The sequence below is a fragment of the Bradyrhizobium sp. UFLA05-153 genome (assembly GCF_054185185.1).
The window spans coordinates 1-21,096 of sequence record NZ_JBBIAM010000150.1; the positions used below are offsets into that span (position 1 = coordinate 1).

Annotated in this window: 20 protein-coding genes and 2 pseudogenes; 1 reads left to right on the forward strand and 21 read right to left on the reverse strand. The window is 59.9% G+C overall.

Annotation, left to right across the window (positions count from 1 at the left end):
• From hypF to Q2941_RS44985, 16 genes and pseudogenes are all read right to left on the reverse strand, one after another.
• Positions 1–1,572: carbamoyltransferase HypF (hypF, locus tag Q2941_RS44910; protein ID WP_458196602.1), on the reverse strand; the 1,572-nt coding region annotated here is incomplete at its 3' end.
• Entirely contained in the window at positions 1,569–2,459 is an 891-nt protein-coding gene (hypB, locus tag Q2941_RS44915) for a hydrogenase nickel incorporation protein HypB (RefSeq protein WP_458196618.1), read from the reverse strand. The genes hypF and hypB, both read right to left, overlap by 4 nt.
• On the reverse strand, positions 2,459–2,800 hold the full coding sequence (hypA, locus tag Q2941_RS44920; RefSeq protein ID WP_458196603.1) for a hydrogenase maturation nickel metallochaperone HypA: 342 nt from the start codon (positions 2,798–2,800) through the stop codon (positions 2,459–2,461). The genes hypB and hypA overlap by 1 nt, the downstream gene beginning before the upstream one ends.
• On the reverse strand, positions 2,793–3,872 hold the full coding sequence (locus Q2941_RS44925) for a nickel-dependent hydrogenase large subunit (RefSeq protein WP_458196604.1): 1,080 nt from the start codon (positions 3,870–3,872) through the stop codon (positions 2,793–2,795). The genes hypA and Q2941_RS44925 overlap by 8 nt, the downstream gene beginning before the upstream one ends.
• 13 nt (positions 3,873–3,885) lie before the next feature.
• Positions 3,886–4,332 carry a [NiFe]-hydrogenase assembly chaperone HybE gene (gene hybE / locus Q2941_RS44930; protein ID WP_458196606.1) on the reverse strand — a complete coding sequence of 149 codons (447 nt, stop codon included), beginning with the start codon at positions 4,330–4,332 and terminating at the stop codon, positions 3,886–3,888.
• Between the two features lie 177 nt (positions 4,333–4,509).
• Positions 4,510–5,361: a hydrogenase expression/formation protein gene (locus Q2941_RS44935; RefSeq protein WP_458196607.1), complete on the reverse strand. Its 852-nt coding sequence runs from the start codon at positions 5,359–5,361 to the stop codon at positions 4,510–4,512.
• A complete protein-coding gene (locus Q2941_RS44940; protein ID WP_458196608.1) occupies positions 5,358–5,711 on the reverse strand; it encodes a thioredoxin domain-containing protein in 354 nt (117 codons plus the stop codon). Before Q2941_RS44940 ends, Q2941_RS44935 begins: the two co-directional genes overlap by 4 nt.
• A 154-nt stretch (positions 5,712–5,865) precedes the next feature.
• Positions 5,866–6,153, reverse strand: a pseudogene (locus tag Q2941_RS44945) (HypC/HybG/HupF family hydrogenase formation chaperone); the annotation flags it as partial.
• A 30-nt stretch (positions 6,154–6,183) separates the two neighbouring features.
• Complete coding sequence (locus Q2941_RS44950) at positions 6,184–6,735, reverse strand: HyaD/HybD family hydrogenase maturation endopeptidase (RefSeq protein WP_458196619.1); 552 nt, start codon at positions 6,733–6,735, stop codon at positions 6,184–6,186.
• Positions 6,736–6,783: 48 nt separating this feature from the next.
• A pseudogene (gene cybH / locus Q2941_RS44955) lies at positions 6,784–7,521 on the reverse strand (Ni/Fe-hydrogenase, b-type cytochrome subunit); the annotation flags it as partial.
• 16 nt (positions 7,522–7,537) lie between these two features.
• Complete coding sequence (locus Q2941_RS44960) at positions 7,538–9,328, reverse strand: nickel-dependent hydrogenase large subunit (RefSeq protein ID WP_458196620.1); 1,791 nt, start codon at positions 9,326–9,328, stop codon at positions 7,538–7,540.
• A 27-nt stretch (positions 9,329–9,355) separates the two neighbouring features.
• Positions 9,356–10,447: a hydrogenase small subunit gene (locus tag Q2941_RS44965; RefSeq protein ID WP_458196609.1), complete on the reverse strand. Its 1,092-nt coding sequence runs from the start codon at positions 10,445–10,447 to the stop codon at positions 9,356–9,358.
• Positions 10,448–10,548: 101 nt separating this feature from the next.
• A complete protein-coding gene (locus Q2941_RS44970) occupies positions 10,549–12,171 on the reverse strand; it encodes a benzoate-CoA ligase family protein (protein WP_458196621.1) in 1,623 nt (540 codons plus the stop codon).
• Positions 12,172–13,310: 1,139 nt separating this feature from the next.
• Positions 13,311–13,493: a hypothetical protein gene (locus tag Q2941_RS44975; protein WP_458196610.1), complete on the reverse strand. Its 183-nt coding sequence runs from the start codon at positions 13,491–13,493 to the stop codon at positions 13,311–13,313.
• Positions 13,494–13,958: 465 nt separating this feature from the next.
• Complete coding sequence (locus tag Q2941_RS44980) at positions 13,959–15,284, reverse strand: DUF3422 family protein (protein WP_458196622.1); 1,326 nt, start codon at positions 15,282–15,284, stop codon at positions 13,959–13,961.
• Between the two features lie 757 nt (positions 15,285–16,041).
• Positions 16,042–16,539: a hypothetical protein gene (locus Q2941_RS44985; RefSeq protein ID WP_458196611.1), complete on the reverse strand. Its 498-nt coding sequence runs from the start codon at positions 16,537–16,539 to the stop codon at positions 16,042–16,044.
• A 356-nt stretch (positions 16,540–16,895) separates the two neighbouring features.
• On the opposite strand from Q2941_RS44985, the gene Q2941_RS44990 reads away from it, so the two are divergent.
• Positions 16,896–17,246: a hypothetical protein gene (locus tag Q2941_RS44990; protein WP_458196612.1), complete on the forward strand. Its 351-nt coding sequence runs from the start codon at positions 16,896–16,898 to the stop codon at positions 17,244–17,246.
• 227 nt (positions 17,247–17,473) lie between these two features.
• Here Q2941_RS44990 and Q2941_RS44995 read toward each other — a convergent pair whose 3' ends face one another.
• From Q2941_RS44995 to Q2941_RS45015, 5 genes are all read right to left on the reverse strand, one after another.
• Positions 17,474–17,722 carry a hypothetical protein gene (locus Q2941_RS44995; RefSeq protein WP_458196613.1) on the reverse strand — a complete coding sequence of 83 codons (249 nt, stop codon included), beginning with the start codon at positions 17,720–17,722 and terminating at the stop codon, positions 17,474–17,476.
• Between the two features lie 190 nt (positions 17,723–17,912).
• The gene (locus Q2941_RS45000) at positions 17,913–18,725 is read right to left on the reverse strand and encodes a methyltransferase domain-containing protein (RefSeq protein ID WP_458196614.1); all 813 of its coding nucleotides are present in this window, start codon (positions 18,723–18,725) and stop codon (positions 17,913–17,915) included.
• Between the two features lie 177 nt (positions 18,726–18,902).
• Entirely contained in the window at positions 18,903–19,199 is a 297-nt protein-coding gene (locus Q2941_RS45005) for a ferredoxin family protein (protein ID WP_458196615.1), read from the reverse strand.
• Positions 19,200–19,234: 35 nt separating this feature from the next.
• The gene (locus Q2941_RS45010; protein ID WP_458196616.1) at positions 19,235–20,542 is read right to left on the reverse strand and encodes an FAD-dependent monooxygenase; all 1,308 of its coding nucleotides are present in this window, start codon (positions 20,540–20,542) and stop codon (positions 19,235–19,237) included.
• 12 nt (positions 20,543–20,554) lie between these two features.
• The coding region (locus Q2941_RS45015; protein ID WP_458196617.1) for an electron transfer flavoprotein subunit alpha/FixB family protein at positions 20,555–21,096 on the reverse strand (542 nt) is incomplete at its 5' end.

Below are 21,096 nucleotides of genomic sequence, written 5' to 3' on the forward strand. Positions count from 1 at the left end.
GAGCAGGAGCTCCCCACCCCAATTGCCGCCATCGCTGCCATAACCGAAGCCGTCTAGGACGAGTGCGAGCGCCGATCCATCGATACCGTGCTCCGCCATCACCGAGGCAGCATGGGCATGATGATGCTGGACCGCAATCAGCCGGTACCCGCTCGCTTTGGCAAAGCGGGTCGATGCCATGTTGGGATGCAGGTCATGTGCGATGACCACCGGCTCGACATCCAGTGTCGAGATCAGGTGCCGCACCGTTTCCTCGAAGAAGCGGATGCCTTGCGGGGTGTCGAGATCGCCGATGTGCTGGGAGACGAACGCCTCATCGCCGCGCGTGACCGCGACGGTCGACTTCAAAGCGCCGCCGACGGCGAGCACGGGCGGCACTGACCGCGCAAGCCGGACCGGCTCGGGAACATACCCCCGGGCCCGCCGGACGAACTGCGTCCGTCCTGCCACAACCGACGCGACGGAATCGTCTGCGCGGGTTACGATGTCGCGATCATGATTGACGATGAGATCCGCAATGGCAACAAGGCGCTGTTCCGCCTCCTGGTTGTCGATCAAAAGCGGCTCGCCACCAGGATTGGCGCTGGTCGTCACCATGACCCAGCTTCCGTCTTTCCGCGGATACCTCGAATTCAGCGCATGAAACACCAGATGTTGCAGCGGCGCGACCGGCAGCATGACGCCGATGTGCGACAGCTCCGGCGCGATAGCACTTGCAATCTGATGGCGTGACGCCATCAGCACGATCGGCCGCGGCGTGGATTCCAGCAGGGCAAGCTCAGCCTTATTGGCTTCGGCGATCTCTGAGACCGCATCCACGAAGCCGACCATGACGGCAAAAGGCTTCTGGTCCCGCTGCTTCCGCCGCCGCAGGCACTGCACGACGTCATCGTCGCGGGCGTCGCAGACGAGCTGATAGCCGCCGAGCCCCTTGATCGCGACGATCTTGCCTGCGGCGATCGCGGCCGCGACCTCCTCCACGCCATGGCTGAGCCTCGGACCGCATTGCGGGCAGGCGATCGCCGCGGCATGGAATCGCCGGCTCGTGGGATCGGCATAGTCGCTTTCGCAGGCCGCGCACATGGCGAAACGCTTCATCACCGTGGTTGAGCGATCATAGGGTAGCCGCTCGGAGATGGTGTAGCGCGGCCCGCAATGGGTGCAATTGACAAAGGGATAAAGGTGGAAGCGGCTGCTCGGATCAAACAGCTCGCTCAAGCACTGCGGGCAGGTCGCGGCGTCCGCGACGATCCGCGTCGACACCTTGCCCTGCTCGCTGGCACGGATGCTGAATTCGTCGCTCAAGACAGCACCGATGCTCTGGGCGGAAATCTCGTCGATCCGCGCGAGCGGCGGCTTTTCCAACGGCAGCGCGGCGACGAAATCAGACACGCGCTCGCCCTCGACCTCGATCACCACGCCGTGCGCATCATTAGCGACGAAGCCGCCGAGGCGATAGCGTGCGGCGAGGCCGTAGACATATGGACGAAAGCCGACGCCCTGCACGGCGCCGCGCACATGCAGGCGCAGTCGCTGTCCGCTCTGAGCCGTGGCCTCACCGTGCACGATCATCCCGCGGTGGCCAAATCGATCGGCTTCATCTTCGCCGCTTGCTTGCAGATCCAGGCATAGAATGCCGCGAACCCTTCACCGGTGCGCGCCGACACCGTCAGCACCTCGAGCCTGGGATTAACCCGCAGCGCGTATTCGATGGTCCTGACGAGATCAAAATTGAGCACGGGGGCAAGATCAATTTTGTTGATCAGCAACAGAGACGAGACAGCGAACATGTCCGGATACTTGAGCGGCTTGTCTTCGCCCTCGGTGGTCGATAACACCACGATCTTGCAGGCTTCGCCGAGATCGAAGGCGGCAGGACAAACGAGATTGCCGACATTCTCGATAAAAAGGATGCCGCCGTTGAGCCGAGCCAGCCGGTCATAGGCCTCGCCCACCATCGCCGCATCGAGATGGCAACTCTTGCCGGTGTTGACCTGGATAGCCGGTACGCCGGTCGCGCGGATCCGCTCGGCGTCGTTGGATGTCTGCTGATCGCCCTCAATCACTCCGATCGGAAAGCTGTCTTTCAGTTCGCAGACAGCGCGAACCAGCAGCGAGGTCTTGCCGGCGCCCGGGCTCGAGACCAGGTTGAACGTGAGCACATCGTCGGCATGGAAGCGCGCACGGTTCTCGGTGGCAAGCCTTTCGTTCTTGCTCAGGATATCGCGCTCGACCTGTATGATACGATCGCTGCTCATGCCGTAAACTTCCTGGCCAGCCGGATTCGCGCCGCAATCGAGCAGCCCGACGTCGCCATGCCCATGATCATTGGCCGCACCATGGTGGTGATCGAAATCGTGGCCAGGTTTATAAAGTTGATGATGACCATGATCAGGATGGTGATCATGCGCATGCACGACGACCGACTTTCCGTCACCGCAGCCGCAAACCGTACACATTAGTCGACCTCCAGTTCCTTGACGCGCATTTCTTCCCCGCCGGTTACCTGCAATTGATGGCTGCCGCAGGACGGACACGGCTCATAGCGTTGCCTGATCTCGACGCTCGTCGAGCAGGCCATGCACCAGGCTATTCCGGGCGTCTTGACGATCTCGAGCCTGGCTCCTCGCGCGATGGTCTGCGCGGCGGCGGCTTCGAAAGAGAACGTCATAGCCGCCGGCGCGACATGGCTGAGCGCTCCGATCTCGAGGCACACCACCTTCACCCGGGAGAACGGGCGCTTGCGCGTCTCTTCCTCGATGATGCCGATGATGCCTTCGCACAGTGCCATTTCATGCATGGTCGACCTCACGGAAGGCGAGCTTGAAATCGACGCATGGATCGAACGAGCCGACGAGGGCACGCACCGAGTCCTGTCCGTGCCGGCCGCCGGCCAGCAGCGAGCCGTGCAGACTCTGGACCAGCGGTCCGCGCGCATGGAAATTCCATTCAGTGGGGGCCAGGAATTCGAAACGGGCGATGCAATCCTCGTCATCGATAACAATGGCGTGGTAAAGTCGGCCGCGAGCACATTCGACAGCTGCCGCACCCCTGCCGTTGCCGAGGCGATAGCTTTCGATAACACCGCTTTCCGGCACTTCCTCGCTGCCCTCAAGCCAGACGCAAAGTCGGGCTATCTCGGAAATCCGCGCCTTCAGGCGCTCGGCGGGGCCGGCGTCTTGCGGCAGACACGCCTCACGCATAACCCTGCGCGCCCAAACGCCGGTCTCCGGAATGCGGCCGTGAAGATCGGGAGCCTCGGAGAAGGTCGGGCTGTCCGCCAGCATTCCCATGAGGACGTCAAGATCCTCGGCCGCTGACAAGAACGACGGCTTGATCATAGAAAGCGACAGCGAATCGTCATTGAGGCTCGCAAGATGCATCGCCAGCGCGCTGCCAGTCGTCGGTGCCAGCTCCTCGCCCGTGATCCCCAATGTGTTGATCCCCGCTCTGATCTGCGACACGGCCTCGCCGCGCGGTGGTTCCTCGCTGCAGCCGAGCGCGGTCGTCGCCAGCATCATGGCACGAACGACGGCGGCAATTCTGCTATCCAGCGCGAAGCGGCCGACGAAGAGGCCCCGCAACAGCTCAGTCAGGCGCTCGGCAACCACAACGGTGACACGGCGCCGGAGCGTCTCGGCAGGCGGTTCTTTGCCATATGCGGCCTCGACCGCTGATAGGAATGCCACCTGATGAGCCGTCGCGCACAGCGAAAACAGCCGCGGCAGCACGCCCGACAGCGATGCGACCGGCTTTCCCGTAAACAGGCGCGCCAAAGGTGGCCGGCTGCGTGGCAGGATCGTGACGTCCGCGATGGTGCGGCCGGCGAGCCAGACCGTGATGTCGATCTCATTGCGGAAGACCAAACTCATGTGTGCCACTCCGTCAGAACGCGACGCAGGAAGTTACGCCGATCGATCGCGTTTTTTGCGGGGCCTTGCGGCGGACCACCTCCTCGCCGTCGGTCGGCAGCATCAGCTCGGCCAGGGCGGCTTCCGCCGTCGCCGGCACCGGCGCCACGTCGGTGACGGCGAACATCGGCGAGAGTAGCGAGCAGCTCGCGATCCGGTCGACGTCGGCCACCTCGCCGGAGGAGAATTCGATATTGCCGGCAGGAAAGCGGACATGCAGCGTCGAGCCGGCGACCTCCCGCGCAATTTCGCCCGCGGGAATCACGACAAGAGGGAACATGATGCCGAGGAGCGTGTGGTTCACCAGGCGAGATTCGATCGGCGCAGCGCTAGGTGCGCCTGCCAACCGCTTACCCCGCGCCACCGCGTCGACTTCACTGGTAGCTGCTACTGCGTCACACATGATGGCTCGATCGCCCATGAACTTGGATTTTGGGGTCGTCACGATTGCGACAGTGCCAGTCCTTCAGACAACGCCGTGCACGGCGTGCCGGGCGCCACCTCGTCGCCGTGGGGTCACAGACCGTACAGCGGATGACGCATTCTAGCTTCGTGCCGTCGGCAACATCCTGGCGCACGGCAAGATTCTCGAACCCGTTCATTTGAAATAGGCCTCAATTATTTCTTGCAAGCGCGCGGCGGAATCCTGAAGATCCTCGTCGGCGGCAATCGTGACCAGCGGCACGCTGCCCACCTCAAGCGTGTCGACGATGATCGCGTCCATGGCATTGAAGAACTGCACCGACCAGACATTGCGGATTCCGGTCGCAAGCACGCGGCAGGTGCCATAGCCGCGCGAGACGAGCTGGATCGGCCCGTTCTTGATGGTCTCCTGGAGGAAGCTCATGTCGACCGGGCTCATCGGCAGCAGCGTGAAATTGATGACCTGCGAGCAGATGCCGGGGCGCCAGGCCAGCGCGCGCTCGCGGATTTCGGCGAGCACCGGCAGCACGTTCATCGCCCCCTCCGGCGCGTGCCCGATCTCGAAATTCACAGCCGTGAGATCGATAGCCGCGCGTTTGACGATCTCGGGGATGGCGCCGACCTCGAGATATTCGGATGCCTCGTTCGTATCGAGCCGCACGCGCCAGATCCCGGCCAGCACCGATTCCTGGACTTGCGCCAGCGATCCGTCCGGCAGTGCGACGACGCCGGCCACCTCGCCTTCGCCGATCACATCGGCAATCAGCATGCGTTCGAGATCGTTGAGATCGCCGAGTCGAAACAATCGTGTCGGCACATTGGCCTTTTGGCTGGCGATGGTGGCGGCGACCTTCGACAACAGTTCGACCGCGTTCGGGCAGCACCTAGCCAGCTCCGCACTATCGAGTGACGCAAGCTTCGCCAAAGCGCCCGCTGCGGTCAGGCGGCCGCCCGCCGCCTCGAGCCTCTCCTCGCCGTAGATCGGCCGCTCCGCGTCGTCAAGCGCTGTGCAGAGACGCGCCTTCATACTCCGGCACCCTGTGATCTATGGTAGGGGACGACGGTCTCTACGACTGCGGCCACGCTTCCGCGCGGTCGGTTCACAGGCGTGGAAATGCGATCGAAATTGATCGACCTCTCCCGGATTTTTGCGATCAGCGCAGGTATCTTCTTCCTGGCGAGCAAACTCAGCATCAAATGAGCGCGTACAGCAAAATGCTGATAGAGCTCACTCTCGGCCTCTCGCGTGATCACCGCGCCACACAGCCGCCCCTGAAACTCATTGATCAAATCGGGCCGAACGACGGCAGCGTCGGCCGCTTCCGCAAGGCTTGCGTGCACGCTCGCTGACGACAACTCAGATATTCTCCTATGCATGCGACGCCGCGTTTTCAGATGAAGGAGCCCTTGTCATGAACGGTTGAGAGTCATCTTTCTGGAACGGAGACTTGTCTTCCAACTTCGCGACAGTCTCCGTCAGCCCGGTGCTTGTCGTGAGGCTCGTCCGAAGATGGTCATTGGTCACGTCGATCCTGAGATGCTCCGGCAGGATCGGCTCGCGGCCGATCAGGTCGGCGAAAAAGCGGTCGCAATTCTCACCATTGAGCGCCGCGTCGATGCCTTCAATCGCATCGGCAATCAGCCGCGCCTCGTCATCCTCCAGTAGCCGAATTGCAGTATCGAGATAGACCAGGACCTTGGCATGGGTCGGCGGATTGGAGAGCAAGAGTACTGAGACCCGCCGCCGTACGCCGCGAAACTCGCAAAGCGCCGAAATGCCGTCGGTTTCAATGACCGTCATTGGCAAACCAAGACACATCCGCGATGTCTCCGACAGCTCGCTGACCGTTCAGGTCCGCGCCCTCATCTCGTAATGAAGGTGATCGATACCGTTGGCGAGCAACCACTCGGATTCCCGTAACGGTGCGGTGCGTGGCGTTACCTCCACGCCCCACTCACTTAGGATTTTTCTGGCAAGTTCGACCGCAGGAGCGATCTGATTACAGACCGCCCGTGTCAGGGGTCCACCCCAGTCATCGAGATCGAGCGGCTGGCAGCCGATTAGCACGAGATCTTTTGGGCAATGTCCGAGCAGATCAGTTGCACTGATAACTTCCTGAAAACTGGTATGATGCAAGCTCATCTTCCTAGCACCGGTGAAGCGCGGCACTTCCTCGTCGCGCACGAGCTTCAACTCTCCGGGCTTAAGGCCATAATCGATCGCGTCGAATACGATGAGGCAGTCAGATTCCTGAAGATAGTTCACAAGCTGAAGCCCCTGCGTACCGCCGTCCAGAATGGTGACGTTGTCGGGCACGGCAAAGCGGCGATGAAATTCTTCCACGGCTCGCACCCCAAAGCCTTCATCGGCCCAAAGAATGTTACCGATACCGAGCACCAGGACGCGCCTTGGCTGTTGACATGCCGGCCTCGGCTTGCTCGCCCCAGAGTCACGGCGCTGACGTACACCCGAGATCATCGAGGAGATGATGCTCTGGCGCGACATGATGTCTTCGCGAATGACAGCATAGATGTGAACGATCAAGAATATGACCAGCGCCCACATGCCCAGATGGTGCCAAGTATGCACGTCCTGGCTGTTCGGCCAGACGGCGAAGACCCAGCCGAACAGCTTGTGCTGCCAGCTTTCGTTCCCGGCCCCTTCCGAATACAGGGCAAAGCCCGTGACAATCATGAAGGTCGCGACCAATGTGAAGCCCGTGAACATCGCGATCTGCGCCAGGGGATTGTGGCCGACATACATCTTCGGCTCCCGCTCCAGGAAGGCGTACCAACGGATCTCGTGCAGCACGTCCTTCCAGAACTGCTTGCGATGCACCGGAATGTAGAATATCTGCCGGGAGTGGAAGTTGCCGGCGAAGGCCCACAGGATGCGGGCGAGAAAGAACACCGCGAGCACCTGCCCCGCCGCGAAATGCGCAAAGCGGATATAGCCCATCGGGAAGTTTTGGGACGTCTCGCGCGCGATCGTTGGGAGCGGTGCTCCGATCAGATAGCCGGTCACCATCAACACGAGAATCGATAACGCGTTCACCCAGTGGCAGATCCGCACCGGCGCTTCGTAGACATAGACGGCCCGCGCGACGGTCCGCTTGCCGGCGGCATCGGTCGCGATCGCAGCATGGTCCGGTTCGGTTTCCGCCGGGCGCGCAACTGCATTCTTCATAGCGTTCCTTTCTCCCTTACCGGGCCTTGACCGTCGCCATTTCGCGGCCATCTGGCGACATCACGTGCGTCGAACAGGCAAGGCACGGATCGAAGGAGTGGATGGTGCGCAGAATTTCTAGCGGCTGCTCCAGATTCGCCATCGGCGTATCCACGAGCGAGGCTTCAAAGGCGCCGATATTGCCCTTGGGATCTCGCGGTGAGCCGTTCCAGGTCGTCGGCACCACGCACTGGTAGTTGTCGATTCTTGTTTCCTTGATCTTGATCCAATGCGCGAGCGCCCCGCGCGGGGCCTCGGTGAAACCAAAACCCTTGGCCTCCTTCGGCCAGCTCTCCGGCTTCCACTTGTCGACATTTGCCGTCGAGGAGTCGCCCGCTTTGATGCGCGCGACTAGCTTGTCCTGGAAGTAGCGCATCTGGCGCGCTGCCCATTCGCATTCCAGCGCGCGTGCCGCGGTGCGGCCGAGCGTGGAGAACAGCGCGGTAACGGGAAGACCAAGTGTCTGGAGCAGCTTCTCGGTCGGATCCTTGAACTCGGGCTTGTTCTGCGCATAGCCGACGATGTAGCGCGCGAGCGGCCCGACTTCGACCGCATTGCCGCGCCAACGCGGCGCCTTGATCCAGGAATATTTGCCGCCCTCGTCGAGCTCCTTGATGTCGGTCTTGGTGCCCTTGGCGTTACGACCAAGTACATAGTTCGGCTCGGTGACACCGTCCCAGGGATGCAGCCCCTGGGACTCGTCGGCATATTTGTACCAGGAGTGGGTGACGAATTCCTGGATCTGCTCGGGATCCGCGTGGTCAATGGGCAGCACGTCGTTGAGATTGCCGTTGATGATCACGCCCCGCGGCACCTTGAGGTTCTTCGCGGAATAGTCGTTGGCGTTCTCGGGGATGTCACCATAGGCCATCACACTCTTGCTGGAGAGGCCCCCGCCATAGAGCCAGTCCTTGTAGAATGAGCCGATCGTGAGGATGTCGGGCAAGTAGACCTTTTCGGCGAACTCGATGCAGCGGTCGACGATGGAAGAGACGAGGTTGAGCCGCTCCATGTTGATGGCACCAACCGCGCCGGTGCCGTCGACGTTGATGGCGCAGGGCACGCCCCCGACCAGCCAGTTCGGATGGGGGTTCTTGCCGCCATAGACGGTGTGGATCTTGACAATTTCCCTTTGGAAATCGAGCGCTTCCAAATAATGCGCGACCACCATCAGGTTCGCTTCGGGCGGCAGCTTGTAGGCTGCATGGCCCCAATAACCGTTCTTGAACGGTCCGAGCTGGCCGGACTCGACGAACTTCGTCAGCCGGATCTGGAGATCCTTGAAGTAACCGGGTGAGGACAACGGCCAGGACGAGACCGATTGCGCTAGCGCCGATGTTGCCTTCGGATCGGCCTTGAGCGCAGAGATCACGTCGACCCAGTCGAGCGCATGCAGGTGGTAAAAGTGCACGAGGTGGTCATGCACCTGGAGACAGAGCTGCATGATGTTGCGGATCGAGTTGGCGTTCTCCGGAATGGTGATGCCGAGCGCGTTCTCGACCGTGCGTACCGAGGTTAGCGCATGCGTTCCGGTACAGACGCCGCAGATCCGCTCGGTAAAGGCCCAGGCGTCGCGCGGATCGCGCCCCTTCAGGATGGTCTCGATGCCGCGCCACATCGTGCCGGTGGAGACCGCGTTGCGGATCACGTTGTCGGAGTCGACATTGACCTCGACCCGCATATGTCCTTCGATTCGGGTTAGCGGATCGACGACGATGCGCTTGCCGGAATCGTCGAGTTTGAACCCGTTGGGTGTCTGGATGCCCATGCCCATCGTTGCGTTTCGTGAGATCGATTATTGACGTTGGTTTGCGTCTTCGCGCTTGCTGGCGAACTGTTTCACGGCCGTCACAGCCGCATGCGCCGCGACCGCAACTCCAACCGCGCCCGCGGCCGCCATGCCGATCTGGTCGGCATTCTTCTCGATGCCGAACTGCTTGATGTTGGTGAGGCGGTCGTAGAACGCCCCCTTGTCCCAGAAGCCGTCTTCCGAGCAGCCGATGCAGCCGTGTCCGGACTGGATCGGGAAGGAGATCCCGCCGTTCCAGCGCACCGTCGAGCAGGCGTTATAGGTGGTCGGTCCCTTGCAGCCTATCTTATACAGGCAATATCCTTTGCGCGCCGCCTCATCGTCCCATTCCTCGACGAACTGGCCTGCGTCAAAATGCGGCCTTCGGTAGCACTTGTCGTGGATGCGCTGCGAATAGAACATCTTTGGCCGGCCTTGGCGATCGAGCTCGGGCAATTTTCCGAAGGTGGTGATGAAGGTGACAATGCCGGTCATGACCTCCGCAATCGGCGGGCATCCCGGTACCTTGATGACCGGCTTGTTGTTGATGACCCTGTCGATCGGGGTCGCCTGCGTCGGATTAGGCTTGGCCGCTTGCACGCAGCCCCAGGAGGCGCAGGTACCCCAGGCAATGATCGCCATCGCGTCCTCGGCCATCATCTTCAGTTTCTCGACAAACGGCCTGCCGCCGTGGATGCAGAACATACCGCCCTCGTTCAGCGGCGGATTACCTTCGACCGCGAGCACATATCGGCCCCTGTACTTGGCGCGGGTATCCTCGAGGATCGCTTCGGCCTGATGTCCGGCTGCCGCCATAATGGTGTCGTCATAATCCAGCGAGATCATCGACAGAATGGCATCCTTCACCAGGGGATGGGCAGAGCGGATGAAGCTCTCCGAGCAGCAGGTGCATTCGAGCCCGTGCATCCAGATCACCGGCATTCGTGGCTTTGTTTCGAGCGCAGTTGCAATGCGGCTAGCCGCCAGCGGGCCAAGCCCGAGGCTCGTCGCCGTCAGGGCGCAGAATTTGTGAAAGCTTCGACGCGTGATGCCCTGTCGCCTGATCACGCTGTAGAACGTTTCCGCCGCCGCGCCCATGGCCCCTCCCGTCTTCTGCTTTGACCTATCGATGGACGCACGGGCAGCAAGAAGCGGGCCAACCCCTGAGTTGCGCGAGCACATCGTTTCCGATCTGGCGATCACGAGCGCTCTTGGTTGATGACTTCACGAACCGAGCCGCCTAGACGACCACCTTCTCTCAGCCTGAAGCGGAGGATTTTTCCAGTGTCCGTCTTCGGCAATTCATCGACATATTGGATGATCCGCGGGTACTTGTGCGGTGCAAGACGATCCTTGACGAAGGCCTTCAGTTCCGCGTCATTCGTTGCGGACTCCGGCTTCAATGCGACATAAGCCTTGGTCTCGGTCAGACCTTCCGCGTCCGGCACGCCGATCACGGCGGCTTCGAGAACCGCTGGATGTTGAACAAGCGTCGCCTCAACTTCAAACGGACTCCCATAGATTCCACTGACCTTGACCATGTCGTCGCTGCGGCCCGCGTAGGTATATGTTCCGTCCGCATTTCTAATGTACTTGTCGCCGCTCTTCGTCCAGCAGCCCTGGAACGTCTCACGAGTCTTGGCGCGATTGCTCCAATACATCATCGCAGCCGATGGTCCGCAAATGTAGAGATCACCGGGCTCGCCGTCCGGCAGCGACTTTCCTTCGTCGTCGCGCAAGTCGATCTCGTAGCCAGGTACAGGCCAGCCCGTCGTCCCATAGCGGATGTCGTTCGGCCGGTTCGAGATGAAAATATGGAGCATCTCCGTCGACCCAATGCCATCAACGATATCCACGCCGAAGTGCTCCTTGAACCGTCTGCCGATCTCAGCAGGAAGCGCCTCGCCCGCTGAGGAGACCAGACGAAGTGCGACCTCCTTTCGCGACGGCAGTACGGACGCGGCGAGCATGCCGGCAAATCCTGTCGGCGTACCGAAGAAGAGGGTCGGCTTCACCCCGGCGATGCCGCCCGTAAGACGCTTGAACACCTCCTCCGGTGTCGGACGCTGGGACATCAATAGGGTGGTTGCTCCAACCGACATCGGGAATGTCAAGGCGTTGCCAAGTCCATACGCGAAGAAAAGCTTCGCCGCGGAGAAGCAGACGTCGTCCTCGCGAACACCGAGTGTTGCCATTCCGTAAAGCTCAGATGTCCAATACGGATTGGCTTGGGAGTGAACAGTGCCTTTCGGCCTTCCTGTCGATCCGGACGAATACAGCCAGAATGCGACATCATCGGAATGGGTGCGTGCCGGCCGTGCCATGATGGCATGAGCGTCGAGAAATGCTTCACAATCAACCTCGCCGAAATCTACCGGCGCGAGCGGACGTGAGATGACGACCTTGCGAACCTCATGATCAGCTTTTATCAGAGCTGCCCTGATGGCTGGAAGCACCTCGCCGCTGACCAGCACGGCCTGAGCGCGGGAGTGCTCGAGCATGTAGGCATAATCGTCAGTAGTGAGCAGCGTATTCACTGCGACCGGTACGATGCCAGCGTAGATGGCGCCGAGAAAGGCCACAGGCCAATCCGTGCAATCCTGCATCGGCATCAAAACACGCTCCTCGCGCTTGACGCCGAGATCGCGCAGCCCCGAGGCGAGGCGGCGGATGCGCATCTCGAGCTCGCCATAGCTGAGCTGGCCCGCATCATCAACAAAGGCAACCTTGCCGCTGCGATTGGCATTCAGCGCAAGAAGATGGGCGGCGAAATTGAATGATTCCGGCGGCGACGGCACATGCGCAGGGACGAACTCAGACATCTCGTTCACCCCTTGCTCCCGAAGCCTGCATCTTGACATAACAGGGGTGCCATCCCTCAAACGCGAGGAGCACCGTGCGATTCTCGCTTAGGACACCAGCGAGTGGAATAATCGACGTTGATCGCGCACGCACGTGCTTCTCCCACTGGCTCGTGGACGGTTCGGTGCGTCTGCCGCAACGCAAGTCGTAGGTACGACGTTCTCCGGCTTCGCAGAGCGCAAATTCCCTGATGGAATTCGTCAGCTGAAGAATCAGATTCTGCGATCGAGCCAACCGCGCGAAACGCCATTCTCGCGCGAGGTAGCAAACGCCGACAAAGCCATGCCGCTCGCGCCGACCCCGCTTTCGGCGACGGTAATCCTGCTATCGCCATAGTTCAGGTTCGTACAGCTTGATGACAAGACGCCAAAAGTGGCGGCCAACGCCCGCATCCCAACATACGCTTTCACATCGCCTCCCGACGGTGGACCGTAGAAAAACCCGCGGGGCGGCCCCGACGCCTGGACCTGGAATTACGCCGAGTCCGCCCCTACACCACCGGGAGGGGCCTGGTGATGCTAGGTTGAACAAAGCAAGTGGTGTGCCCAGCCGAGCGTACATCTACTGCACGGTTCTTCTGCGAAGAGCGCCCTCGAATGCGCTTGAATTGCACGTGACGTCAACTCGTATACTCCGAGTATTCGTGCCGATTGCGAGACCTTCATCAAGATCAGAGCGATCTCAGCGGGCTTTTTCGACCATTTTCAGTGGCCCATTTCTGTCCGGTTGCTCTTCCCTTGCGGCAATATTGGCCACATTCTCATCCTAACGATCCAAGATGGGTGTCCTCACCTCGGGCGCCGTTTTTCAACCGCACGATGATCTTGAACGAGCCTTTCGTGCAAACTCAGAGCACAGATTTCAGGTTTATCTTCGCATGAAGCAGCCGAGCCCGCTCCTTTACCCGCGTTGACGCGCTCCGCTCAGTCGCTCTCGGACAATCCTGTAGCAAACCGAACATCGCTCCGACTGATAGACTGAACATTCAACGGAGGAGATGAGCCGCTCGAAGGTGCCCTGCTCGTACAGACCAACACCGATGCCGTCTGACCGCTTCGTCGACCTGTTGTCTCCAGGACAATACAAAACGTCAGGATGTTTACGACAACACTCCATCGGCGACTGCGCAACTGTCGCTGCGCGATGAGCTATGTTCATCCTCGGTGTCATTATCGATATAAGTATGCAGAAACATCGATATGGTATCGACCTCCGCCGCATCGCGCGGGCTATGGTCGCCATCCGGGGTGGATTCGATAGGGGGCAACTGCGACACTGCCATCAAGACCAATCCTGTTGAGACCGCTGTCGTCTTTCGAGGTATTACCAAGCCGGCGGATAGCTAGGCGCGCGGCCCGGGCGACCATGAGGGCCTGGCACACCTCTCTCCCGCGAACCCGTGCAAACGCCGACTTATTAAGCGCGCCGTTCGGGATAACTCGGGCATGAACTTGCTGGAGATTGATCTGCGAGAGGGGCTTGCTGGATTGGCATGGATCAGCTCCGATCTAATCAAGTTACGACCGAAATCGAGAACTCCTGCAGGCGATCGTCCGCTGTTGCCTCGCCGATAAGAGAAAAGGTCTCTCATGCTGACCGGCAGATGCTCGCCGAATAATCAACCTTCACAACTGCAGACTACGCAAAGGCGCGCCACCCGGGAGCCACCGCGAGATTGAAACATGCCCTTCGGCGCGCCTCACGCGCACAGCGAGATTTTGTGTCGACGCGCTTTTGCCATGAAAGCTTATTTGCCTCCCCTGGACGATGCGTCGTCGGGCTTGAGGTGCCGTTTTCGAATATTGTAACTGACGAGCCAGATCACGCCGACGGCGATCGGCACGAAGGCCGCGGTTACGGACGCGGGCTCTACATGTAGTCCGACATCCTGCGCGCCCTTGGCGAGATAGGCAAACAGGCTGACCACATAGTATCCGATCGCCCCGACTGACAACCCCTCGACCGTGGACTGCAGCCGAAGTTGCTGTCTCGTGCGCTCGTTGATCGAGTGCAACAGATCGCGATTCTGTTGCTCGATTTCGACGTCGACGCGCGTTCGCAACAGATCGGCGGCGCGAGCTAGCTTGTCCGATAGATTGGCCTGACGCTCCTCCATGGTCGCGCAGGTTCGTATCGCAGGCGCCATACGACGTGCCAGGAAGGACGACCATGTCGGATAGTCCGCGATATCCTTGCCTTCAACGATCGACAGTCGCGATTGCACCAGCTCATTATATGCTCTGCTGGCACCGAAACGGGTCAGACTTCCGGCGACGTCCCGTTCGAAGGATACGGCTAACGCCGTCAGTTCCTCAAGTAGATGGTTGTTGACTTTCAGCCCTTCGGCACCCTGCATTTCCTCGAGCACTTCGACGAGACGGCGATCGATTCGATCGACCGACGGCGCCAGCTCTAGCGCAGTCGACAGACCAAGCAGCGCCAGCGAGCGGTAGGTCTCGATTTCTAGAAGACGTTGCACCAGCGCGCCGAGATCGTGCGGCGTCAAGCCTAGATCGTAGACTAGAATTCTCGTGAAACCTTTGTCGTCAGCGCGAAAGTCCGAGGCCACCACGCCTGCTCCGCCTTTGACGTTCACCATCGCCAGGCTACTTTTGTCAAAGATCTGCTCGGCGCGCTCGGTCGGACAAGCCCCCCGCTCTGCCTCTAACTTGATCGCAGCGAGCAATTCTCCACTCTGCGATAGTGCGCGGATTAGTGACTGAACGCTGCTACGGATGTCACCGAATTGACGAACGGCTGAACTGTTCGCGGTACTCCAGATCCATGTGAAAGTCGCAAATTCCGAATGCTGCTCCCACCTTAGCACCACCGGCCCGAACCCGATCTGATGATGTTTCGCGGAGGGCTCCGGCGGGGGCACCTTGTGCTCCCGACAGAAATCGACAAACCGGCGGCGATCGCCTGCGGCATCGTCCCCCTTTGCTAGAAACACGAAGCGGACCATGCCGAGTGACGAAACGAGACCCGTAAACGGGCGCGCATGCACTTCGCCGAGCACAGCCTCCCGCTCAGGGTGCAGCTTGAACGACGCCAAATCCAATTGATTGACCATCGAGATCTCCAGAGTCCGCATCACCACGGGCGGCACGACCGGCGCCAGAAACCGGGTGCGCCCGCGCGCAAGCGCCACCGGTGTTCGCCAGCAGTGAAGCCGCCTCCGCACGGTCGTTTTGGCAGATCGAGACTCAAATGCGCCTCCGTTGCGTAAGCCGCGGCATTTCGCATTTTGTGCAGTGCAGGATTTGGGCCAGTGGAATACGGACGAACACCCGTGTGGCCTTTGCGGGCCAACGCCACGTCTGGCGACCGTGAATTACTGAGATCGCACGTTCACCGTCGGACAGCCACGCGCGGGATAGCGAAGTGCTGGTTGAACGTTTTTGAGCTATGTTATCCTAGCAAACGGTCGAAGAGCTGAACACGGTCACGACCATCTTGACGTCTAAAGGGCACGCGGAACACATGAGCGTCGTGCACCTGCGCCGATCTAAACATCTCTTCCCATATAACGTCCGCAGAATTGTGTCACGATCGTCAACTTGCTGAACCAGCGAGTTAGCGGCTTCGCCGACGACCATCACTAGCGCACTGCATCACCAGCAGAAACGCACAAATCCTGTGGTGTGCCAGCAGTCAACACCGGGATCACCAGGCGCCTCACTCACCTCGCTCAACGCACTGCGGTTCACGCGGATTTGTCGTATGGCGATTCAGGACGTGAACCTTCATGGTCGACAAGCTTACCTAAGCCGGAGGATAAGTCAGCGAGATCTTGCTAAAGCTCGATTTCGGAGCGAGCGGCCATAGCTTCACTTGCCGAGAAACTCTGTGAACTTCAACTCAAATCGACCAACTCCGGTAGGCTTTGTTGTGAACTTGACGGTCTTTTCCGCAAGACTCTCCAAGGTACCGGATGCGAACTTAAACGATGTCTTACCGTACGCTTCGAGCCCTACGACTTTGCCGTCCTCCATAACAATGTCGCCGATGCCGTCCAGGAGCTGCTCAGCTGCAAAGCCGTCGGGCGAGCGATGAAGACCGAAAGACGCCAAATAGGTTGCCTCCTCATTATCGGACTCAGCGACGGCTATCATCGTCGCGATAGCGTCCTCGAATAGCCCATCCACGCCGCGACACGTATACTGAAAGCTGACGATGTCGTGTTCATTGCGATCACCCAGCGGCTCTCGAGCTGTGGCGACGATATTGCAGTCGTAGCGGCCGATTGTGTCCGCGAGCGCAACTCTGCTCATCCCAATCAACTCGAATGCGGAACATAGTACGGTGACAAGAAAGCGCTGTGTCATCTGGTTATCGCTTCTGGAACGAATTTTAGCCGCTACGTACAACCTGACGCAACGTCCGATTCAAGCCCTCTTCGGAGAGCTCATCTCCTCGCATTCGCGAGTTGACGACCCGGCGGCTCGCATCTGGAGGTTATCGCGAACGCGTCGATGGTCTCGACGCAAGATGACTCGGACGCTAGATCCTTCCAGACCGGCCCTCGGACGGAGGTGCCTGCGGTCGCTTCAGCCCAAGTTCGGCATACTGCTTGCTTCGTGAGGCACACAATCAGCAGATCATATAGAGGGGGTCGGCGTGTCTCCGGGCCCACTATCGGCCCCTCGCTCCAGTTTCCCCGATCAATTAGCGAGGAGGCAGCGTGAAACCGCGTATTCGGGCGGCTGCAGCAGCTGTCGCGCTGGCTCATAGTCTCGGACGCCTTGTCACCAGGGTGTACGAATACGAGACCCACGCCTACAGGATCAGCGTCTCCGTAAAGGACAATAGGGTTTGCGGATATGACTACATTAGCCATTGTTATGTCAGTGGCGAGTTAGCGAACGTACACCACCACGGTGAGGGATCGCATTTCACGCTCATGCCGAACGGCTCCGGCGCGTACAGCGGCTTTGATCACGACACGTCATCCTGCTTTTCGGTGAAAGTTACCCGTCGCGAAGCTCACATATTCGACTACAAGGAAGATTCGTACTTCGCATACAGCGCTTGACGATGTGGTGCGGCACGCCTGATTTCTCGTGCGCCGGACGCATGCCACATGGTCGTACGCTTGGTACTCAGTGCCAAATGGATAGCCTGCTGCGTGGCGCCTTCCTCGCGAAAGGCGGCAGCTAGCGAACGCGAACGCCACAACGGCATGGCTTGCAGCATATGCGCGCACTGGCATGGCGAACGCCATCTCGAGGGCGTTGAGGAGCCCCGAAATCAGGGCTCTGGTCACAGGGTGGCGCTCTTTGCTGGGGCTGAAACGGACGGCTCCGGACCAACCACGTGCGAGATCCTAAAAATGAGAGGAAAGCTAGCCGCCACTAAGGCATCGAAAGCAGAATACTCTTCGGACAAACGTTGTTCGAGATATCGTCGCTCACGCTCACCTGGCTGGTTTTCAAGTAAACGGCGATAGCGGTGAATGCGGTTACGATGACCGCGCATGGCGGCAAACTCCTCCTCGATCATCGTCGTCACACCTTTATCCTTGCGTACTTCGTTCGATGAAAAGAGAAAAGCTACTCGCGAGATCTCGTAGCGCCTGCGTTCGTTGCGTGTCGCTCGTCCGCTCGACGCAGGCAAGAACAGCCCAGCGGGCATCTACCGTCACACGCTGCCGAACAATCGCGGAACCAGCTTGAGCTGATACAAGCAGCAGACCTAGGCTTCACAGCTTTCGGCCCCAGGCGTGGAAAATGCGTGGTAGCCCGACGGTTGTGTCGGGCCGAACGAGAAACGCTTCGAGTTCACTCTCGATGGCGCCGATCTCCTGGATGCTGGTGAGCCCCAGCTGCATCAGCGCATCGCGAATTGCCACGAAAGTCAGCAATGGGACTCGTTTGACGTCACCATTGCGCCCGCATGGCTGAGTCATTGAGGAGTGAACGTCAGAGAAGCCAGCCGCTTCCAGGAGACGGACGAGACTGCGGCCGATCAAGGGATCTCCGCCCCGCCGCCGCACCGCCGCAATGAAGAGTTCGCCCTTGCGCCGAAATGCAGCTGACGGCGGATCGCAGAACTCGCCGTCACAATCGATATCCTGTACGACGATCATGCCTCCAGGTCGGAGTGCCGCGTAAGCGTGTTTCAGCGCCTCTCCAGGATCGACGAGATGGGTGAGCACGAACCGCACGCTCACCAGGGACACGCCGCGTACTGGCCAATGACGTGCGACGTTTGCGCAGCAGAATTCGACATTGGGGATGCCACGCCGCCTCGCCTCCCTTCGCGCCATGACGATTTTGTCTTCGTCGAGGTCCAAACCGATGACATGACCGGCTCGGCCAACCCTCTTTGCCAATTCGAACGCTACATCGCCGCCGCCGCAGCCTGCATCGACGGCTATGCACCCCTCGAGCGGTTCAGATTGATCGAGCAGTAACTGTGTCGGCTCAGCCAGCACTCGGGCGATCACCGCAAGTCGCGCCCGCCCCGCTTCTCCACCCTTCAGCACGTAGGGGGCGAGATGTTCGGTCTTCATCTAGGTCCTATGCGGTTGAAATGGGTCTACTCTGATCGTGCGCTGATTCCCTGGGCCGTTCCCATTCGCCCGAAGGCCCGATCATTCTCACGTCATAGCGGCCAGTCCCCGGAGGCACCTCGAGGGCTCGAGGAACTTCGCTTCCGGAAATCGCCAAGCACGCCTCGGCGTTTTGACTTAGCCAAATTTGAACAGCACGCCGTACCCACCTCGCGGATAGCTCCATTCAATATCGCCGTTCTCCTCGCAGATTATCCGGCAAGTTCCGCATTCGATGCAGCCATCGACGGTAATCTCAACTTGGCGCTGTTCGTTAAGGTCGTAGCAGCGTGCTGGGCAGGCCTTGAGCATTGACAAGAGCTGCGGCGATGGCTTGGCATGCGGCCGCACCTTGATATGGGGTCGGCCGGTATCGACGAGATAGCGGTTGTAGAATAGCTTGTCCTCGACACGCATGGATAGCTCGATCGACATTATTTGGTCTCCGTCGTTGGCATTGTCGTTTTCGTTCACCGCCACGCGCGCACGAGGTGAAAGGCGTCGCCGAGCAGACCTCTCCGCGAACGCGCCTTGGTGAAGGACTTGAGTGCAAGTTTCTCCTTTTCGACCTTAGGCGTACCGTCGACACGGAGAAAGTTTTGCATAGCCTTGGAGACGAGCTGCGGATACGTTAGGAAGAAATTTTGCGATCGGGTGTGCATCAAGGCTGGCATATCCTTGTACTTCCTTAGATCCTTGATCACGAAGGATTCATCGAGCATCGTCTTGTATAGCGCCAGGTTCTGCGGGATCATCTGTTGATTCTGCGACTTGATCTGAAGGATCGCTTCCGCCGCAATCCGGCCGGAGGTCATCGCGAGATTAGATCCTTCGCGATGAATTGTGTTGTTAAGCTGCGCGGCGTCGCCGACCACGACCCACCCCTTGCCGTAGAGTTGCGGGATCGCCTTGAAGCCCCCCTCGGGGATCAGATGGGCGGAATATTCCTTGACCTCGGAACCTTCTATCAGCCGCGCGACTGAAGGATGCCGCTTAAAACGATCGAGCAGGCCATAAGGCGTCTCGCCGGTGCGCTGGAAGTCGGCGACCAGGCAGCCGATACCCAGCGAGATACTCTCCTTGTTGGCGTAGATGAAGCCCATGCCGGTCATGCCACGAGAAATCGTGCCAACGGCCTCGATCACCGCGCCTTCGTCGCCCTTGAGATTGAAGCGCGCCTCAATTGTCTCTCGCGGCAGGAAGTGCATTTCCTTGACTGCGAGCGCGACCTTTTCGGGCTTCGGCCGCTCGCGCAGGCCCGCGCGTGTACCGAGCATGCCGTTGACGCCCTCCGCCAGCACGACGACGTCGGCATGGATCTCGCCGTCGCGGCGATCGGTCCGCACACCAATGACCTTGCCATGTGCATCTTGAGCAAGCTCCGTGACCGTCGTTTCGCATAGTACCGTGGCGCCCGCTTCGCGAACCTTTTGCGAGAACCATTTGTCGAACTGAGCGCGGATGATGGTGTAGCGATTCGGCTTCTCCTCGTTGAAGTCCTCGGAGCGGTAGTGCAAACCAGTGTGCGAGCGGTCGTCCATCATCCAGAAGCGCTGTTCGACCAAGTGTCGCTCAAGCGGAGCATCCTCCCGGAAATCGGGAATCAGCTTCTCCAGCATGTCGGCATACAGAATCGCGCCCTGCACGTTCTTCGAGCCAGAATACTCGCCGCGTTCGAGTTGCAGCACCTTCATGCCACGCTCGGCCATGGTAAGCGCTGCCGCATTGCCGGCCATGCCCGCGCCAACGACGATGGCATCGAATTTTTCTTCGATCATGATCGTGCTCCTTTAACCTGCAATCCGGCCGCTGGAATGCGGCGACAACCGTGCGCGGAACGCGGCGGTGAGCGGCGGCAACAGATCGATGGCATCGGTAACGATACCTATATGGGCAAAGTCGAAGATCGGAGCATTCTTGTCGGTGTTGATAGCGACGATAAGGTCGGAACCCTCGACGCCGACACGGTGCTGGATCGCGCCCGAGATGCCGGCCGCAACATAGAGTTTCGGCCGAATCGTCTTGCCAGTCTGCCCGATCTGGCGATCGGAGGTGACCCAGCCCTTCTGCACCAGCGGTCGCGAACTGCCGTATTCGGCCCCAAGTACTGTCGCGAGCTGGTGCACCAGTTGAAAATTCTCCGGTGATCCGAGCCCAAGGCCCCCCGCAACGACCACGTCAGCATAAGCGAGGTTGGATTTTGCTGAGTTGCGGTCCGGCAGGAAGGAGAGCACCTTTGTGACGATGTCGTGTTCGACGAGACCGAGTGGATGGGTGATGATCCGGCCGACAGGGCGCGCGACGCGCTTTGGCATCGGCATTACACGGGGGC

Bases quoted from the DNA above. Each gene is read 5' to 3' on its own strand.
- hypB (WP_458196618.1), bottom strand. From the start codon at position 2,459: ATGTGTACGGTTTGCGGCTGCGGTGACGGAAAGTCGGTCGTCGTGCAT.
- hypA (WP_458196603.1), bottom strand. From the start codon at position 2,800: ATGCATGAAATGGCACTGTGCGAAGGCATCATCGGCATCATCGAGGAA.
- Q2941_RS44925 (WP_458196604.1), bottom strand. From the start codon at position 3,872: ATGAGTTTGGTCTTCCGCAATGAGATCGACATCACGGTCTGGCTCGCC.
- hybE (WP_458196606.1), bottom strand. From the start codon at position 4,332: ATGGGCGATCGAGCCATCATGTGTGACGCAGTAGCAGCTACCAGTGAA.
- Q2941_RS44935 (WP_458196607.1), bottom strand. From the start codon at position 5,361: ATGAAGGCGCGTCTCTGCACAGCGCTTGACGACGCGGAGCGGCCGATC.
- Q2941_RS44940 (WP_458196608.1), bottom strand. From the start codon at position 5,711: ATGCATAGGAGAATATCTGAGTTGTCGTCAGCGAGCGTGCACGCAAGC.
- Q2941_RS44960 (WP_458196620.1), bottom strand. From the start codon at position 9,328: ATGGGCATCCAGACACCCAACGGGTTCAAACTCGACGATTCCGGCAAG.
- Q2941_RS44965 (WP_458196609.1), bottom strand. From the start codon at position 10,447: ATGGGCGCGGCGGCGGAAACGTTCTACAGCGTGATCAGGCGACAGGGC.
- Q2941_RS44970 (WP_458196621.1), bottom strand. From the start codon at position 12,171: ATGTCTGAGTTCGTCCCTGCGCATGTGCCGTCGCCGCCGGAATCATTC.
- Q2941_RS44975 (WP_458196610.1), bottom strand. From the start codon at position 13,493: ATGGCAGTGTCGCAGTTGCCCCCTATCGAATCCACCCCGGATGGCGAC.
- Q2941_RS44980 (WP_458196622.1), bottom strand. From the start codon at position 15,284: ATGGTCAATCAATTGGATTTGGCGTCGTTCAAGCTGCACCCTGAGCGG.
- Q2941_RS44985 (WP_458196611.1), bottom strand. From the start codon at position 16,539: ATGACACAGCGCTTTCTTGTCACCGTACTATGTTCCGCATTCGAGTTG.
- Q2941_RS45000 (WP_458196614.1), bottom strand. From the start codon at position 18,725: ATGAAGACCGAACATCTCGCCCCCTACGTGCTGAAGGGTGGAGAAGCG.
- Q2941_RS45005 (WP_458196615.1), bottom strand. From the start codon at position 19,199: ATGTCGATCGAGCTATCCATGCGTGTCGAGGACAAGCTATTCTACAAC.
- Q2941_RS45010 (WP_458196616.1), bottom strand. From the start codon at position 20,542: ATGATCGAAGAAAAATTCGATGCCATCGTCGTTGGCGCGGGCATGGCC.